Genomic DNA, 17761 nt, shown 5'->3' with positions numbered 1-17761 from the left:
ACGCAGCGCGCGATGCGGCAACTTCGCTCTTGCCGCGGCTCTCTTGATGCCAAAAAATGCCGGCAGTCTAGGGAGAGACAACAATGAAAAAACATCTGACCCGGCGCGATTTCTGCGCCACCGCGCTCGCGACCTTGGGCGCCTCGACCATCGCCTCGCCTTATGTCTGGGCCGCCGAGAAGAAATACGACGCCGGCGCCAGCGATACCGAGATCAAGATCGGCCAGACCATTCCGCATTCCGGTCCGGGCTCGCTCTATGGCGTGCTCGGCCGCATCGGCGAGGCGTATTTTCAGATGCTCAATGAGCAGGGCGGCATCAACGGCCGCAAGGTCAAGTTCCTCACCATGGACGATGCCTACAGCGCGCCGAAATGCGTCGAGGCGACCCGCCGCCTGGTCGAGCAGGAGGAGGTGCTGGCGCTGTATGGCTCGCTCGGCACTGCGCCGCAGACCGCCGTGCACAAATATCTCAACTCCAAGGGCGTGCCGCAGCTGCTGCTCAACACCGGCGCTTCGAAGTGGAATGATCCGAAGAACTTCAAATGGACCATGGCCGGCCTGCCGCTGTATCCGACGGAGGCGCGCATTCTCGCCAAGCACGTGCTGAGCGTGAAGCCCGAGGCCAAGATCGGCATACTCTACCAGAACGACGATTTCGGCCGCGACTTCCTCGGTCCCTTCAAAAAGGTGCTCGCCGATGCCGGCGGCAAGGCTCAGGTGATCATGGAGCAGACCTATGATCTCACCGAGCCCACGGTCGACTCGCAGCTGATCAACCTGTCGAAGTCCGGCGCCGACGTGTTCTACAACATCACCACCGGCAAGGCGACGTCGCAGTCGATCCGCAAGGTCGCCGAGCTCGGCTGGAAGCCGCTGCAGCTGTTGTCGGCGGGCTCGACCGGCCGCTCGATCCTCTCGGCCGCGGGACTGGAGAACGCCAAGGACATCGTCGCCATCCGCTATTCCAAGGATGCCGGCGTGCCGCAATGGAAGGATGATCCCTACGTCAAGGCATTCGAGGCGCTGCGCGCGAAATATGTCCCGACCATCGATCCGGACAACAGCATCGCCTATGCCGGCTACGGCCAGGCGGCCTCGATGGCCGAGATCCTGCGCCGCTGCGGCGACACGCTGACGCGCGAGAACGTGCTGAAGCAGGCCACCACGCTCGCCGGCTTCCACTCGCCCTACTTCCTCGACGGCGTCAACTACGCCTACACGCCCGACGACTACACGCCGATGAAGACGCTCTACATCTCGATCTTCGACGGCAAGGACTGGAATATCTCCGAGAAGCCGATGACGGAGTAGTGGGCTTCCTCCCGTTGGATGATGACACCGGAGATGTGGCTGCACTCTCCGGTGTCGTCCCTGCGAATGCAGGGACCCATACCGCGGAATCTATCGTTGAGGCATAACTGCCAGTCATCGTCTCAGCGCGGCCGGTGGTTATGGGTCCCTGCGTTCGCAGGGACGACAGCGGTGTTTGAGGAGGCGCTGATGCCCCCCACCTCCCTCGGGGGCGATAGCCATTGCCGCTGAGGCAGCCATCCCGCCCTCGACGAAGGGCGCGGGACTGCCTACCTTCCCCCGGTGCCGCCCCGCATCCGACCAGTCCCGCCCGACGACAGCGCTGCGCTGCCCGACCATTTCGCCCGATGGTTCGCCGCGCGCGGCTGGGCGCCGCGTGGACATCAGCTCGCGCTGCTGGACAAGGCGCGGGCGCAACGCTCGGCATTGCTGATCGCGCCGACCGGCGCCGGCAAGACGCTAGCCGGGTTCCTGCCGACCTTGGTCGAGCTCGGCGAGGCGCCGCCAGCGCGGTCGGTCGCCCGTCCGGCCGGCCTGCACACCCTCTACATCTCCCCGCTCAAAGCGCTCGCCGTCGATATCGCGCGCAACCTCGAAGCGCCGATCTCCGAGATGGGCCTGCCGATCAAGGTCGAGACCCGCACCGGGGACACGCCGGCGTCGCGCAAGCAGCGCCAGCGCCGCTATCCGCCGGACATCCTGCTGACGACCCCCGAGCAGCTCGCGCTGCTGCTGTCCTCGGACGACGCGCCGTTCCTGTTCTCCTCGCTGAAGCGCGTGGTGCTCGACGAGTTGCACGCCCTGGTCACCTCCAAGCGCGGCGATCTCCTGTCGCTCGGGCTGGCGCGGCTGTGGCGGCTTGCGCCCGAGATGCGCATGATCGGATTGTCGGCGACGGTGGCCGAGCCGGATCAGCTTGCGCGCTTCCTGGTGCCGCAGCCCCGCGGCGCGACCGATGCCGCTGATGTCGTCGCCGCCGGCGGCGCGGCGCAGCCGGTCGTCGAAATGCTGGACACGCGCGAGCGCCTGCCCTGGGCCGGTCACAGCGCGCGTCATGCGCTCAACGAGATGTACGAGCTGATCAAGGCCAACAAGACCACGCTGGTCTTCGTCAACACGCGCAGCCAGGCCGAGATGCTGTTCCAGGAGTTCTGGCGCATCAATGACGACAATCTCGCCATCGCGCTTCACCACGGCTCGCTCGACGTCGCGCAGCGCCGCAAGGTCGAGGACGCGATGGCGGCCGGCCGGCTGCGCGGCGTGGTCTGTACGTCCTCGCTCGATCTCGGCGTCGATTGGGGCGATGTCGATCTGGTCATCAATGTCGGCGCGCCCAAAGGCTGCTCGCGGCTGATGCAGCGCATCGGCCGCGCCAATCACCGGCTCGACGAGGCCTCGCGCGCGGTGCTGGTGCCGGCCAATCGCTTCGAGGTGCTGGAATGCTCGGTCGCGATCGACGCCATTGCCGACAACGCGCAGGACACGCCACCCTTGCGCACCGGCGCGCTCGACGTGCTGGCGCAGCACGTGCTCGGCTGCGCCTGCGGCGAACCGTTTCTGAGTGACGAGCTCTATGCCGAGGTGATCACGGCTGCGTCCTACGCGACGCTGACACGTGCCGATTTCGACGACGTCGTGGACTTTGTCGCGACTGGCGGCTACGCGCTGAAGACCTATGAGCGCTTCGCGCGCATCAAGCAGGATGCGAAGGGACGCTGGCGCGTCGCCAATCCCAAGGTGCGGCAGAGCTACCGCCTGAATGTCGGCACCATCGTCGAGGAGGCGATGCTGAAGGTGCGGCTGGTGCGCTCGCGTGGCGGCGGCAAAGGCACGACAGGCGCGATCGCGCGCGGCGGCCGGCTGCTCGGCGAGATCGAGGAGGCGTTCATCGAAGGTCTCACGCTCGGCGACACGTTCGTCTTCAGCGGCGAGATCGTGCGCTATGAGGCGCTGGCCGAAGACCAGGTCTATGTGTCGCGCGCGAGCGATTCCGATCCGAAGGTGCCGTCCTACATGGGCGGCAAGTTCCCGCTGTCGACCTACCTGGCCGAGCGCGTGCGCGGCCTGCTCGACGACCGCACGGCCTGGGGCGTGTTGCCGGAGCAGGTGCGCGACTGGCTGTCATTGCAGACGGACGTGTCGCGCATCCCGGCGCGGCGCGAGCTGTTGGTCGAGACCTTTCCGCGTTCCAACAAGCACTACATCGTCTGCTATCCGTTCGAGGGCCGGCTCGCGCACCAGACGCTCGGCATGCTGCTGACGCGGCGGCTGGAGCGCGCGCGCGCCCGGCCGCTCGGCTTCGTCGCCAATGAATATGCGCTCGCGGTGTGGGGGCTTGGCGACATGTCCTTGATGGTCAAACAGGGACGACTGGATCTCGCCGCGCTGTTCGATCCGGACATGCTCGGCGACGATCTCGAAGCGTGGCTCGACGAATCGGCGCTGATGAAGCGCACGTTCCGCTCCTGCGCCATTATCTCCGGCCTGATCGCGCGGCGCTCGACGACCGAGGAGAAGACCCGTCGCCAGGTGCTGTTTTCGACCGATCTCGTCTATGACGTGCTGCGCCGGCACCAGCCGGATCACATGCTGTTGCGCGCCGCCCGCGCCGATGCCGCCACCGGCCTGCTCGATCTGCGTCGCCTCGGTGATATGCTCCAGCGCATCGAGGGCCGAATCACCCATCGCCCGCTCGATCGCGTCTCGCCTCTGGCGGTGCCGGTGATGCTGGAAATCGGGCGCGAATCCGTCTATGGCGAGGCCGCCGACGAGCTCCTGGCGGAAGCCGCCGAGGAACTCGTCAAGGAGGCGATGGGGTAGCGACAGGCGAGGCGGATTTGCGGGGCACACTCTGCGTATCGGGGATGATGGAGGTCGCCGGCACCGCGCTGCGCGCCGATCTCTCCGGCGCGCTGGTGTGGGACGAGCAGCGCCTGCTGGTGGTCTCCGATCTGCATCTGGAAAAAGGCTCGAGCTACGCGTCGCGCGGCACCTTGCTGCCGCCGTTCGATACGGTTGCGACCTTGCGCCGGCTTGCGACGGTCATCGCGCACTACAATCCGCGCACCGTGATCGCGCTCGGCGACAGCTTTCATGATCGCGACGCGCATACCCGGCTGAGCGGCGACGACCGCGCCTGCATCGCGAACCTTCAAGTCGGCCGTGACTGGATCTGGATCACCGGCAATCACGATCCCGCGCCGCATGGCATCGGCGGCGAGGTTGCCGACGAGATCACGCTTGGCGCCGTCACGTTCCGCCACGAGCCGACCGGCGCGCCCGGCGAGATCGCCGGCCATCTGCATCCCAAGGCCCGCGTGGCGACCCGCGCCCGCACACTCGAACGTCGTTGCTTCGTCTCGGACGGCGCCTGCGCGGTGATGCCGGCGTTCGGCGCCTATGCCGGCGGCCTCAACGTCCGCGATGCCGCCTTCGCCAAACTGTTCCCGAAGCGCGCCTTCATCGCGCATGTGCTGGGCGACACCAGGCTGCACAGCATCGCGGCGGCGAGGTGTTATTAGTTGAACGATCGTCATTGATAGTTGGGTGAGTGATCCTCCTGGCAACTGCTACGCCGCCTTCGCCTGCACCTTCTCGCAGAATTCCGCCAGCCGGTCGGCCAGCCGCAAGGTGGCCGGGCTGGCAGTGGGAGAGGCGAGCAACGCGACCTCGGTGCGATCGATCGGAGCGAAGCCCTCACGCGCCGTCAGCACGCGGTGCTCCGCCTGCACCGACATCTCTGAGAGGATGCTCAGCCCCATGCCCGCCGCCACCGCGGCCTGGATCGCGGCGAGGCTCGATGACGTGTAGGCCATGTGCCAGGCCCGCCCCGCGGCTTCCAGCGCGTGGATCGCGCGGCTGCGATAGATGCAGCCGAGCGGAAAGCCGATCAGCGGCACCGAGCGGGCCTCGAGGCTGACTGGATGGCTCTTGCTGGTGACCCAATGGACCTGCTCGGGCCACGCCGCGATCGCCGCACGGGTGTCGTCGACGCCGCGCTTGAGCAGTGCGAGGTCGAGATCGCCGCGCTCGATGTCGCGCTTGAGGTTGAGGCTCTGGTCGGCGCGGACGTCGAGCCTGAGATCGGGGTGAGCACGGGAGAACGCCGCGAGCAGTTTTGCCAGCCGGTAGGCGGCAAAATCCTCGGGAATGCCGAGCTTCACCGCGCCGTTAGGCCCCGGACGAGCCACGACATCACGGGCTTCCTCGGCCAGCGCGAGCAGGCGGCGGGCGTAGGACAGCAGCCGCTCGCCGGCTTCAGTCGGCGTCACCTCGCGGCCGTCCCGGTTGAGCAGGATCTGGCCGAGATCCTCCTCGAGACGCCGGATCTGCTGGCTGATGGTCGATTGCGTGCGGTGGACCCGCTCGCCGGCCCGGGTGAAGCCGCCGGCCTCGACCACCGAGACGAAGCTGCGCAACAGCTCCAGATCAAGCATCGGGAGCGTCCATTCAAAATTCCACTGAGTTTCAGTTTAGCATTTAATTTCCAAATGAGGAAGAACAGCCCTACACCGGCGGGAAAGGAGCCCCCCGATGTCGTCCGTGTCCACACCAGTTGCCGCGACCCCGATGAAATCGAACCTGCTGCCGCTCGAGATCGGCCTGTTCTGCCTGCTGTGGAGCTTCGCCTTCGTCGCCGGCAAGATCGGCGTGACCTATTGCCCGCCACTGCTGCTGCTCGCGGCGCGATTCTCGCTCGCGGGCGTCATGATTCTGGCGGTCTCGCTCATCCGCGGCGAGCTGCGCATGACGTGGCGCGATGCGGCCGTGTTCGCGATCATCGGCATCGCCAACAACGCGCTGTATCTCGGCCTCGGCTATACCGGGCTGAAGACGGTGTCGGCTGGGCTGGGCGGGCTGATCGTCTCGGCCAATCCGGTATTCACCGCGGTGTTCGCGGCGCTCTTGCTGGGCGAACCGCTGACCTTGCGCAAGATCGCGGGGCTGGCGCTCGGCACGCTCGGCGTCGCGATGATCGTCTGGCACCGCATGTCAGTCGGCACCGATCATCTCGAAGGCATTCTCTACACGCTGGCAGCGCTGGCCTCGATCGTGACGGGCACGATCCTGTTCAAGCAGCTCGCGCCCAAGGGCAGCCTGTGGGTCGGCAACGGCATCCAGAACCTGTCCGCGGGCCTCGTGCTGTGGCCGGTCGCGCTCGGCATCTCCGATATCCACGACATCACCCCGAATGCGCAGCTTGCCGGCGCGTTTGCTTTCCTCGTGCTGGGCGGGTCGATCCTCGCTTACGTGCTCTGGTTCCACCTGCTGAAGGTGTGCGGCGCGACCGCTGCGAGCGCCTATCACTTCGTGATGCCGCCGCTGGCGATGATCTTCGCCTTCCTGGTGCTCGGTGAGCACGTCGCGCTGCAGGACCTGCTCGGCGTCGTCCCCGTGGCCATCGGCATCTACCTGGTGACGCGTACGCCGGTGCGTGTCAGCGTGGCCTAATCGCGCCGGAACACGATCGACGCCATCCAGCCCGTCATCAGCGCCATCGCCGTCGTGACGAGGCCATAGACAAAGCCATTCTGCCGCGCGGAGCTTGCCACGAACTGCTCGAAGCCGACCTTGACGATTTCGAACGCGGTCTCCGTCTTGGTGATCAGCGCGCCGTCGGCGAGCAGCTTGATCTCGATCTCATAGGTGCCGATCGGAACCGCGGCGGGCAGCGGAATGCCGGTGCGGAACAGGGTGGGCGTCAGGAACGTCACCGCCGACGTGTCCTCGCGATAGAGCCCGTGCTGCGACTGCAGCCGCACGAAAGCGCTGCGGAAGACGTCGTTCGGCACCACGTCGCCATAGTCTGGGCCGACGCGCTGCGTCAGCAGCACGTTGGTCAGGCCGAGCTGCTGGCGCCGTTGCACCTCGGGATTGGCCATCGCATCGAACGGCCGGTTGGCGAACAGCGCGAGATAGCCGGGCACCTTCAGGAACTGGCGCGAGTCGGTGTTGATCCAGATGCCGAATTTGCGCTCCTTGCGCCGCGTCACCATGTCGGCGCGCGGCCCGCGCACGGTGACCACGAGATCATAGGCGGTGCGGGTCGGCGGGGTCTGCGCGTCCTTCTCGACCGAGCCGAACAAGACGAGTTCCTCGCCGGAATAATTCGGCGTCACCGTCACGCGATGGTTGGAGACGGAGGCGATCAGCCGTTCCGCGCACGCCGGTGCCGCGCCGGCCAACAGCAGCGCGAGCGTGACGCAAGCGAGGCGGAGCAGGGTCATCGGCTCGCCTCGGTCTCGCGGATGGTGAAGAGGTCGTCGGGCTTGATCACGAGCTCGATCGCAAAACGGATGCCGACGGCGAGGATCAAGAGGCCGAGCAGCAGCCGCAACTGCTCGCCGCGGATCATCTGGCCGGCGCGGGCGCCGAACTGTGCGCCGGTGACGCCGCCGATCATCAGGATGAGCGCCAGCACGGCATCGACCAGATGATTGCTCAGCGCATGCAGCATGGTCGCGATCATCATGGTGGCGAGCGTCAGCACCATCGAGGTGCCGATCACGGTCGAGGTCGGCACGCGCAGCAGATAGATCAAGAGCGGCACCAGGATGAAGCCGCCGCCGATGCCCATGACGGCGCCGAGAAAGCCGATGAGAACGCCGATGCCGATGACGGGAATGACCGAGACGTAGATCTTGGAGCGCTTGAAGCGCATCTTCAGCGGCAGGCCATGGACCCAGACATGGCTGCCGGGCCGGCGCACCGTGGCGGCCGCGCCCTGGCGTTCGCGCAGGATAGCGCGCAGGCCCTCCCAGAACATCACGCCGCCGACGCTGGTCAGCAGCACGACATAGGACAGCGCGATCATCAGGTCGAGTTGGCCGAGCGAGCGCAGCAACGTGAAGGTGGCGACGCCGAGCGCGGTGCCCAGCGTGCCGCCGATCATCAGCACCAGCGCCAAAGAGGGATCGATCGCCCGCCTTCGCCAATAGGACAGTGCGCCGGAGAACGAGGAGGCGGCGATGTGGCTGGACACCGAGGCGACCGCGACCGCCGGCGTGATGCCGACGAAGATCAGGAGCGGCGTCATCAGGAAGCCGCCGCCGATGCCGAACATGCCGGACACGAAACCGACGGCCGCGCCCATGGCCAGCAGCAGGAAGATGTTGACCGGGATGTCGGCGATGGGGAGGTAGATCTGCATCCGCGCGGCCCTGCGAACGTTCAACCGAAGCATCCCACGCATGCGAAGCAGGTGCTTTGCGTCCTGCATAACCGAAAATGCTGCCGAAGGGATCAGGGATTCCCGATCCCGGCCCTGCGATCTGCTGAGGCCGTCACCGGCCGACCGATCAGAGTGGCTTCAGTGGCGCCGTCACCAGCTTCATCGCCTCGGCCTCCTGCGGATCCAGCCAGCGGATGTCGCGCGTCTCGGACATGGCTTCGATCACCTGCGACGAGATGCCCATGCGGGTGACATAGCCGAGGATCGCGCCGGTGACGCGCTGGGTGTCGGCGACCGCGTCCTCGCCCTCCGCTTTGGAGGTGAAGCGGTGGACGCCGAGCGCCGAGCCGTCGAGGCCGTAGCGGGTCTGGCCGCCCGCGAAGGTGAAGACGCAGGCGCTCGCGCAATAGCCGGGACGAATGCGGCCGTCCTTGTCAACCACGCCGACCGCGGTGGCGAGGCCGTGGGCGCGGATGATCTCGCCCATCAAGACGCCCTGTTCGAGATTGCCGCCGGGCGAGGACAACAGCACCACGTCGCCGATTCTCAGATTGGATTCGTTGATCCGCTCGCGCAGCCAGATCGCGGCGGCCGGGCCGATGCGGCCGCTCACCGCGAGCACTGCACGAGTCCCGCCGGTCGCGCCGAGTGCGGCGTCGGCAACCAGCACCGAGGACAGGCTTGGCGAGACGTACTGATCCTTCCAGAACGACCAGGCATCCGGGCGCGACAGGTCACGATAGGCGCGGATTCCGCCGCTGAGCATGATCCCGACGAAGAAGATCACCGAGGCCATCCGGCGCCAGCGGAACGCCGCGGGATAGCCGTCGGTGACCTGCTGCACGGGGGATCGAGGCGCGGCGGTGAAGCTCGGCTGCGGCTGTGGCGCCACCCGCGGGCCCGTCGGCGGTTGTCGAAACGGCGCGCCGTTCTGCTGCTGGTCTCCGGCTGTCACGCGCCGCCACTCCCTCGCGGCGTCCATCACGCGCCGTCGCGAAGTCCTATACCGATCGCCCGCACGACACTATGGCGCGCGGGCGGACGTGTTCAGGATTTTGTCGCCATCTTCGAGGCCGCAGCATCTCGCCTGCAACCTGCGCTGGGGGCCCTCAGCGCGGTGCCGCCGAAGCCGAACGCTTCGCCAATGCGGCCTTGGCTGCGGCGGCCTTGGCGATCGCCTGGTTGCCGTCCCATCCGCCGGCGGGTGCCGGCACGTTGATCGAGTCGTCCGGCTGCGGCTCGACCGTGAAGGTCTGGATCGCGAGCTTGGCCGCGGCCAGCGACTGCGCATCGAGGCGCTTGGCGACGTCGTCACGCTTGCGTCCGGCGTCCGCATCGCCCTGGGCAGCGGCGAGGGTGAACCATTTGTAGGACTCGGCGAGGTTCTGCTCGACGCCAATGCCCCGCGCATAGAGGATGCCGAGGTTGAACTGGCTGTCGGCGACACCGCGCTCGGCGGCCTTGCGGAACCATTGCGACGCGCTCTTGTAGTTCGCGCCCTTGCCGCCGCCATCGGCGTCGAGCACGGCGAGATTGTGCATCGCCTTGGCGTTGCCGCGCTCGGCGGCGACGACGTAGTAGCGGCGGGCGATGTCGGCGTCCTTCTTCACGCCGAGGCCCTTCTCGTAGAAGGTGCCGAGCCGGAACACGGCCGGAATGAGCCCGGCCTGCGCAGCGCGGTCATACCATTTGGCGGCTTCCTCGTAGTTCGGCGCGATGCCCTTGCCTTCGGCGAAGCGCACGCCGACCTCGTAGGCCGCGCTCGGATCACCCTTCAGCGCGGCATTGCGCAGCGCCATGCCGCCGATCGCATCGGGCAGCTTCTCGGAAGCCGGCACCTGGACGAGGCCGAGCTTCTGGCCGTTGGCGGCGGTCGGGATCGTCCCGGTGATGTCGTTCGCGGCGGCGGCCTGCTTGTCGGTATCCTGCGGGATCGCGAGCATCGCGATCGTCTCCGCCTCGCTCGGCATGGCCCGGTTATAGGACTGGCGGTCGATCGGGGTCGGCGAGGTCAGCGACGGCACGCTCTGGTCCGGTGTCGCCGGGCGCGGCGACATGCTGGGCGTCGACGACGGCATTTGCGCGCGCGGCGCCTCGCTTTGGCTCTCCATCGGCGCGACGGGCGGCGGCGTGGAGCCGGTGTCGAGCAGCGACATGGCGAATTTGAAGGTGCCGAGCACGATCACCACGACGCTGGCGCCGACCAGCAGCGAGCGGATCTTCGAGCCGATGGTCGAGACCTCCTCGTCACCTTCGGCCGTCAGAGCGATTGTCGGCTTCTCCTTGGTCTTGGCCTTTGGTGGCTCCTTGGGCGCTTCCTTGGCGACGGCCTTCGGTGGCGGCTCCTTGGCCTTCTCCTTCGGCTTGTCCTTCTTCGCCTTCTTCGGATCGACCGGCTGCGCCGCGGCCGCAGCCTGCGCGGCGCGCCGGGCAGCGGCGATGAAGCTAGACGTGGAGACAGGCTCACGCTTTCCGGCGGGCAGTTCGCTCAGCGCATCCTCGGACGCGGCGATGCGTTCCGCGGGAGACGCGGTCCGGCCGGGCGGGCGCGTGCCCGGCTCCAGCGGATGGTCCGGCGGCAATTCGGGAACGATTGCGGCGGGGCGCGCGGCCTGCGCTGCCTGGGCGGCGTGCGGCTCTAGGATGTCGGCGATCGCCTTGGGCGGGATCGGCGGCGGCATCGGAGCAGGGGCCGGTGCTGCTGCCGCGTGGAAGTCGCGCGGGGCAGCGGCGAACGCCGATGCGGTGGGCGCCGGAGCAGCGATGGGGGCAGCCATCTGCGCGGCTGCCGGATTCGGCAGCTCCGGTCGATAGGACGGCTCAGCTCGAGGTGGATCGGCATAGGCCTGCGGTGCCGGCGCACGTGCGGCGGCGGGCATCGGCGGCTCGATCGTCGGCGCAAGCGGCGGCAGGACGGCCGGCTGGCTGGTCGTCGCGCGCACGTTGCGCAGATCGCCCTCGATCATCGCCAAGCGGTCGACGACGTGGCCGAGCGTGTTGTGGACCGCTTCGAGCGAATCCTGGGTGTTGCGATCGGTCTCGGTCTGGCTGAAGCGGATGTCCGACAGCTCGCGCTTGACCATGTCCACGAGGCCAGTGTCATGCGAGGCTTCGCGCTGCGACCGGCTCTCGGACAAAGCGGCGAACGTCGCCTGCTGCCGTTCGAGATAGCGCAGGATGTCCTGCAGGCCGTCCTCGACCCGGGACATGTTGCCGCCGCGCGGATCGTTGGCCGCTTCCAGCCGCTCCAGGAGGTAGCTGATGCGCTGCTCGAGATGGGTGATGGCGGACGAGCCGTCATTGCCGACCTGCAGCCGGTCGATGCGGTCGGACAGGCCGCGCAGCGCGTCCTCGATCTGGGCGGTGTTGTCGGGCGCGGGGGCGGGATGCTCGCGGCTTTCGAGCGTCGAGGTCAGGGCCGCGATGCGCTGCTCCAGCGCCGCGAAGGAATCGTGGAAGGCTTCGTGCGTGTCGCGCGCCTGCGTGACCTGGTCGACCTTCGAGGACAATTGCCGAAGGTCGTCCGACAGCCGTTCCAGCGCATCGTTGGAGGCGACATTGGCCACGATCGCGCGCAGCGCCGTGATGGCGCTTTCGAGCTGCTGAACCGTGCCGGGATCGTCATTGGCGCGCAGGATCAGGTCGAGCTTGGCGCCGAGATTGCGGATCGCCTCGTCATAGACGGCGAGTTGCTCGGCGGGCTTGAGCGAGCCGACCACCTCGCGGATATCGGTCAGCGCGCGCTCGATGCCGGCGAGCGCCTGGCCGTCGACGCCGCTCTGGCGGTTCTCGTCGATACGCCGCGACAGCGAGTGGATCTCGTTCTCGATCGACTCGATCGCGCGCCGCGGCATCGCCTCGGTGATGGTGAGGCGGATCTCGGCCAGCTCGGTGCGGAAGCCCGCGATCGACTGCTCGATGCCGTCATCCGGACGATGCAGCGCCTCGATCTGGCTGGTGATCTTCAGCAGGTGACGTTCGAGCTGCGAGAAATCGGGGCTGGTTGCGGCCGCGGGTGGCGGCGTCATCAGCGGGGCTGCAGCGGGCGCCATCGCAGGCGCGGTCGGCGGCGCCTGATGCGGCGGCAGCGGGCGCGCATTGTCGAGCTCGCTCTGACGGGCGCTGATCTCGGCCACGGCGATGTCGAAGGAGCCGGCGCTGAGCGGCTGGGCCGGGCGATAAAGCTGTGCGGCGGCGCGCTCGACGCCGTCGGGGCCGCGGTAGCGGTCCTCGGTGGCGGGTTTGCGCAGCGGCGTCGAGATCTGGGACAGGCGGGCGTCGAGCCGCGAGATGGCGTCGTTGAGCTGGCGCGCCACGCCCTGCTCGTCGCGCGGCGAGTCCTTGCGTGCCCCGGGCCGCGACATGTGCTCGATCTGCCTTGCGATGGAATCGAGCCGCTGATGGATGTCCGAGACTTCGCGAGCATCGCGGCTGGCCGGCGCCGGGCTGCGTGGTGCGGGGCTGCCGCGGAAATCAGGCGGAGCCGATGCGCCGAGCGTGGAGTTGATCCAGTCGTTCAGCGTCATGCCGGCGCGTTGCGCCGCAGCCTCGGCCCTCTCGCGGACGGACGGGTCGATGCCTTCATTACTCCACGGTACGCGCGAATTCATGTCTCGTCCGGTTCCGCTTCCAGCGCTCCACCAAGCGCCTCCAGCCTCCCCACGCGTCCCGGACGTGAACATGAACGGGTCCGCGCAGATCGTCTGCTCCAGGTCCCGACTTTTGACTTTTACGGTAAATAACGGGTTAAGTTTACCGCTGGCGCGGTCAGAAGTTTTGCGCTGAGCGAACGACGCGAATCAGCGGGCGTTCTCGCGCGAAGAGGAATCGAGCGGCCGCACGCTGCCGGTGCCGGACATGGCCGACAATGCCGTGATCGCCTCCTCGCACCATTCGGCGACCATGCGCTCGTGACGCAGGCCGAGGCGCAGATTGAGCAGCTTGCCCATGTCGGCCGGCGCGACGCTGCCGTCGGCGTAGTGCTTCTTCAGGATGCGATCATAGCGCTCGGCGCGGTCGCGATGATGTTCCAGCCGCGCCATCAGGTCCGCCCGGATCGGCGCGATGTCGGCCGCACCCAGCGCATAGAGTCGGACCAGCAGATCATCCTTGGTCGAGGCCGGCGTGCTCGGTCGCGCGGCCCAGCTGCGGAAGGCGGCGCGGCCCTCGGGGGTCAAGGTGTAGACGAGCTTGTTCGGCTTGCCGGTCTGCACCACCTCGCGCCCCTGGATATAGCCGCGGTCGCGCAGCCGGGAGAGCTCCCGGTAGATCTGCTGGTGGTCGGTCTTCCAGAAGAACCCGATCGAGGAGTCGAAGGTCTTGGCGAGCTCATAGCCCGTCATCGGATGTTCGGTGAGGCAAGCGAGAATGGCGTCGCCGAGGGCCATGGCCGGAAACTGCTCCCGTTTTTCTGATCTTGGTCCGCCCCGCTCCACGCTTGACATTATGCACATTGGCGCATATGCGTCAATGTGCATATGGGGTGGTTGTGGTGCTGGCCTGTTCCGCCCCGAGGAGACGCCCAATGACAAAGACCGGCCTCGATGGATGGTACGGCTATATGAGGTCTCACGATCTCGGCGCTTTGCGGGAGCTGCTGCACCCGGACGCCGTGTTCGAAAGCCCCGTCGTGCATACGCCGCAGCGCGGCCGCGACATCACCTTCAAATATCTCGCGAGTGCTGAGAAAGTGTTGGGCGGACCCGGATTCAAGTATGTCGGGGAGTGGCGTAACGCCACGAGCGCCGTGCTCGAATTCGAGAACGAGATCGAAGGCATCAAGCTCAACGGCGTCGATATCATCACGTTCGATGAAGCCGGTCTGATCACTCACTTCAAGGTGATGGTGCGCCCGCTCAAGGCGATCAATTTGCTGCACCGCCTGATGGGCGAGCAGCTTGCGGCCATGAGCAAGCCTTCGTGAACAAGCCGTCCTGACGCGACCGACGGCCGCAAACGAACGGCTGCCCCAAGCTGAGAGAAATCGCTAAAGTCCGCGGCCTGCATTGCCTGCCGCGTCCGCAAATTCCAGTCTGAACCTTCAGCCTTCCTGCCGGAGACGCCGATGCCGATCTACAAAGCCCCCGTGGAAGATGTCACCTTCCTGCTCAACGACGTGTTCCAGATCGACCGTTACGACAATCTGCCGGGCTTCTCCGATGCCTCGGCCGATGTCCGCGAGGCGATTCTCGGCGAGGCCGCCAAGCTCGCCGAAGAGGTGCTGCACCCGCTGAATCGCACAGGCGATCTCGAAGGCTGCAAGCGTCATGACGACGGCAGTGTCACCACGCCGAAGGGCTTCAAGGAGGCCTACAAGCAGATCAAGGAGGGCGGCTGGCTCGGCCTGTCGGCGCCATCAGAATATGGCGGGCAGGGCCTGCCGGTCACGCTCAGCCAGACCGTCAACGAATTCCAGTGCTCGGCCAACATGGCATTCTCGATGTATGGCGGCCTCACCATGGGCGCCACCGCCGCGCTGATCGTGCATGGCAGCGAGGAGCAGAAGAAGACCTACGTGCCGAAGATGGTCGCCGGCGAATGGACCGGCACCATGAACCTGACCGAGCCGCATTGCGGCACCGATCTCGGCCTGCTGCGCACCAAGGCGGTGCGCCAGGACGACGGCAGCTTCAAGATCTCCGGCACCAAGATCTTCATCTCGGCGGGCGAGCACGATCTCGCTGACAACATCATCCATCTCGTTCTCGCCCGCATCGAGGGCGCACCGGCCGGCATCAAGGGCGTGTCGCTGTTCGTGGTGCCGAAATTCCTGGTCAATCCGGACGGCACGGTCGGCGCGCGCAACGGCGTCATGTGCGGCTCGATCGAGCACAAGATGGGCATCCACGGCAACTCGACCTGTGTGATGAACTACGACAATGCCACCGGATGGCTGATCGGCGAAGAGAACAAGGGCATGCAGGGCATGTTCGTGATGATGAACGAGGCCCGGCTCGGCGTCGCCGTGCAGGGTCTCGCGCAGTCCGAGGTCGCCTATCAGAACGCGGTCGCCTATGCGCGCGAGCGCATCCAGGGCCGCTCGCTGACGGGTGCGAAGGCGCCGGACAAAGCCGCCGATCCGATCATCGTGCATCCCGACGTCCGCCGCACGCTGTTGTCGATCCGCGCCTTCAACGAGGCGGCGCGCGCGATGGTGGTGTGGACCTCGCTGAAGAGCGACGTCGCGCATCGCTCGCAGGACCCGAAGGATCGCCAGGCCGCCGACGACCACATGGGCCTGATGACCCCGGTCATGAAGGGCTACATGACCGACATGGGCTTCGCCAACGCGGTCCAGGCGCAGCAGATGTATGGCGGCCACGGCTACATCGCCGAATGGGGCATGGAGCAGTTCGTGCGCGATGCCCGTATCGCCATGATCTACGAAGGCGCCAACGGCATCCAGGCGCTGGATCTCGTCGGCCGCAAGCTGCCGCGCGACGGCGGCCGCGCGGTCATGGCGTTCTTCGGCGAGGTCGGCTCCTTCGCCAAGGAGCACGGCGGCAACGAGGCGATGAAGCCGTTCATCACACCGCTGTCGATGGCGCTCGGCCATCTGCAGCAGGCCACGACCTGGCTGATGCAGAACGCGATGACCAAGCCGGACAACGCCGGCGCGGCGGCGACCGACTACATGCATCTCTTCGCGCTGGTCACCTTCGGCTACATGTGGGCGAAGATGGTCAAGGTGGCGCAGGACAAGATTGCGGCCGGCGACAGCTCGACCTATCTCACCACCAAGCTGGTGACGGGCCGCTTCTTCATGGAGCGCGTGCTGCCGGAGACGGCGGCGCATCTCGCCCGCCTGCAGGCCGGCTGCGCGACCGTGATGGAACTGCCGGCGGAAGCCTTCTGATTTCGGAGCGAAGGCCGGCGCGACCCGCGTGCCGGCCTTCTCCCTATGCTGACAACGACAAATTGGACCAGATGAGGAGGGCGTGATGCCTGAGGCCTTTATCTACGACCACGTGCGTACTCCCCGCGGCCGCGGCAAAGCCGATGGCGCCCTGCATGAGGTGACCGCGCTCGCGCTCGCCACCGTGCCGCTGAAGGCGCTGAAGGATCGCAACAACATTCCTGAGGACGCCGTCGACGACGTCGTGCTCGGCGTCGTCGATCCCGTCGGCGAGGCCGGCTCGGACATCGCCCGCTTCGCCGCGCTCAACGCCGGCCTCGGCGAGGCCGTGCCGGGCGTGCAGATCAGCCGCTTCTGCGCCTCCGGCCTCGACGCCGTGAACTTCGCCGCCGCGCAGATCATGAGCGGCCAGCATGAGCTCGTCATCGGCGGCGGCGCGGAGTCGATGAGCCGCGTCGGCATCGGCGCCTCCGGCGGTGCGTGGCCGATGGATCCGTCGATGGCCGTGCCGTCCTACTTCATGCCGCAGGGCATCTCGGCCGATCTGATCGCCACCAAATACGGCTTCTCGCGCGACGACGTCGACGCTTACGCCGTGCAGAGCCAGCAGCGCGCGGCGAAGTCCTGGGAAGAGGGCCGCTTCAGCAAGTCGGTGGTGCCGGTCAAGGACATCAACGGCCTGACCATCCTCGCCAAGGACGAGCACATGCGTCCCTCGACGACGATGCAGTCGCTGGCGCAGCTGCAGCCGTCCTTCGTGCAGATGGCGCAGATGGGCGGCTTCGATGCCGTCGCGGTGCAGTCGCACCCGGAGATCGAGCGCGTCAATTACGTGCATCACGCCGGCAACTCCTCGGGCATCGTCGACGGCGCCGGCGCGGTGCTGCTCGGCAGCAAGGAGGCCGGCGAGAAGTACGGCATGAAGCCGCGCGCGAAGATCCGTGCGTTCGCGAATATCGGCTCGGAGCCGGCGATGATGCTGACCGGCCCGGTCGACGTCACCGAAAAGCTGTTCGCACGCTCCGGCATGAAGAAGTCCGACATCGACCTGTTCGAGCTCAACGAGGCGTTCGCGTCCGTGGTGCTGCGCTACATGCAGGCGTTCGAGATCGACAAGGACAAGATCAACGTCAATGGCGGCGCCATCGCGCTCGGTCATCCGCTCGGCGCCACCGGCGCGATGATCCTCGGCACCGTGCTCGACGAGCTCGAGCGCACCGGCAAGGCGACCGCGCTCGTCACGCTGTGCATCGGCGGCGGCATGGGCACCGCGACGATCATCGAGCGGGTGTAACCGTCGTCATTGCGAGCGAAGCGAAGCAATCCAGAGTCCCACCCGAGCCCTGGATTGCTTCGTCGCTTCGCTCCTCGCAATGACGAGTAACTACGGAACGTAGGGTGGGCAAAGCGAAGCGTGCCCAC

At 67.0% G+C, this 17761-nt stretch carries 13 protein-coding genes; 7 read left to right on the top strand and 6 right to left on the bottom strand.

Translation table 11 applies throughout. The annotated features are described in order from the left end of the window. Positions 1–83: 83 nt before the first annotated feature. The 3 genes from BRAD285_RS30660 to pdeM all read left to right on the top strand — a co-directional run bounded on the left by BRAD285_RS30660 (position 84) and on the right by pdeM (position 4834). Positions 84–1313: an ABC transporter substrate-binding protein gene (locus tag BRAD285_RS30660; RefSeq protein WP_006615246.1), complete on the top strand. Its 1230-nt coding sequence runs from the start codon at positions 84–86 to the stop codon at positions 1311–1313. Positions 1314–1595: 282 nt separating this feature from the next. Continuing rightward, positions 1596–4133: a ligase-associated DNA damage response DEXH box helicase gene (locus BRAD285_RS30655; protein WP_006615247.1), complete on the top strand. Its 2538-nt coding sequence runs from the start codon at positions 1596–1598 to the stop codon at positions 4131–4133. 47 nt (positions 4134–4180) lie between these two features. Beyond that, positions 4181–4834 (top strand): ligase-associated DNA damage response endonuclease PdeM, encoded by a 654-nt coding sequence (gene pdeM, locus BRAD285_RS30650; RefSeq protein WP_244422390.1) that lies wholly within the window; start codon positions 4181–4183, stop codon positions 4832–4834. A 48-nt stretch (positions 4835–4882) separates the two neighbouring features. Here the strand turns inward: pdeM and BRAD285_RS30645 are convergent, their stop codons facing one another. Further along, positions 4883–5749: a LysR family transcriptional regulator gene (locus BRAD285_RS30645; RefSeq protein ID WP_006615249.1), complete on the bottom strand. Its 867-nt coding sequence runs from the start codon at positions 5747–5749 to the stop codon at positions 4883–4885. 97 nt (positions 5750–5846) lie between these two features. Between BRAD285_RS30645 and BRAD285_RS30640 the strand changes: the two genes are divergently transcribed. Further along, a complete protein-coding gene (locus BRAD285_RS30640; RefSeq protein WP_006615250.1) occupies positions 5847–6764 on the top strand; it encodes a DMT family transporter in 918 nt (305 codons plus the stop codon). Here BRAD285_RS30640 and BRAD285_RS30635 read toward each other — a convergent pair. From BRAD285_RS30635 to BRAD285_RS30615, 5 genes are all read right to left on the bottom strand, one after another. Continuing rightward, complete coding sequence (locus BRAD285_RS30635; RefSeq protein WP_006615251.1) at positions 6761–7540, bottom strand: TIGR02186 family protein; 780 nt, start codon at positions 7538–7540, stop codon at positions 6761–6763. The genes BRAD285_RS30640 and BRAD285_RS30635 overlap by 4 nt on opposite strands. Further along, complete coding sequence (locus BRAD285_RS30630) at positions 7537–8463, bottom strand: sulfite exporter TauE/SafE family protein (protein ID WP_035648730.1); 927 nt, start codon at positions 8461–8463, stop codon at positions 7537–7539. The genes BRAD285_RS30635 and BRAD285_RS30630 overlap by 4 nt, the downstream gene beginning before the upstream one ends. Before the next feature lie 148 nt (positions 8464–8611). Continuing rightward, positions 8612–9466 carry a hypothetical protein gene (locus BRAD285_RS30625; RefSeq protein ID WP_050886991.1) on the bottom strand — a complete coding sequence of 285 codons (855 nt, stop codon included), beginning with the start codon at positions 9464–9466 and terminating at the stop codon, positions 8612–8614. A 127-nt stretch (positions 9467–9593) separates the two neighbouring features. After that, positions 9594–13094 carry a tetratricopeptide repeat protein gene (locus BRAD285_RS30620; protein WP_006615254.1) on the bottom strand — a complete coding sequence of 1167 codons (3501 nt, stop codon included), beginning with the start codon at positions 13092–13094 and terminating at the stop codon, positions 9594–9596. 189 nt (positions 13095–13283) lie between these two features. Continuing rightward, complete coding sequence (locus BRAD285_RS30615) at positions 13284–13871, bottom strand: PadR family transcriptional regulator (RefSeq protein ID WP_006615255.1); 588 nt, start codon at positions 13869–13871, stop codon at positions 13284–13286. Positions 13872–14008: 137 nt separating this feature from the next. On the opposite strand from BRAD285_RS30615, the gene BRAD285_RS30610 reads away from it, so the two are divergent. From BRAD285_RS30610 to BRAD285_RS30600, 3 genes are all read left to right on the top strand, one after another. Beyond that, positions 14009–14407 (top strand): nuclear transport factor 2 family protein, encoded by a 399-nt coding sequence (locus BRAD285_RS30610; RefSeq protein ID WP_006615256.1) that lies wholly within the window; start codon positions 14009–14011, stop codon positions 14405–14407. A 141-nt stretch (positions 14408–14548) separates the two neighbouring features. Then, a complete protein-coding gene (locus BRAD285_RS30605) occupies positions 14549–16339 on the top strand; it encodes an acyl-CoA dehydrogenase C-terminal domain-containing protein (RefSeq protein WP_006615257.1) in 1791 nt (596 codons plus the stop codon). 85 nt (positions 16340–16424) lie between these two features. Continuing rightward, complete coding sequence (locus BRAD285_RS30600; protein ID WP_006615258.1) at positions 16425–17633, top strand: acetyl-CoA C-acetyltransferase; 1209 nt, start codon at positions 16425–16427, stop codon at positions 17631–17633. Positions 17634–17761 lie beyond the last annotated feature (128 nt).

Origin of the sequence: Bradyrhizobium sp. ORS 285, from assembly GCF_900176205.1 — a bacterium.
Lineage (GTDB): Bacteria > Pseudomonadota > Alphaproteobacteria > Rhizobiales > Xanthobacteraceae > Bradyrhizobium.
The sequence above is the reverse complement of the archived record's forward strand: the minus strand, read 5'-3'. Positions and strand labels throughout refer to the sequence as shown.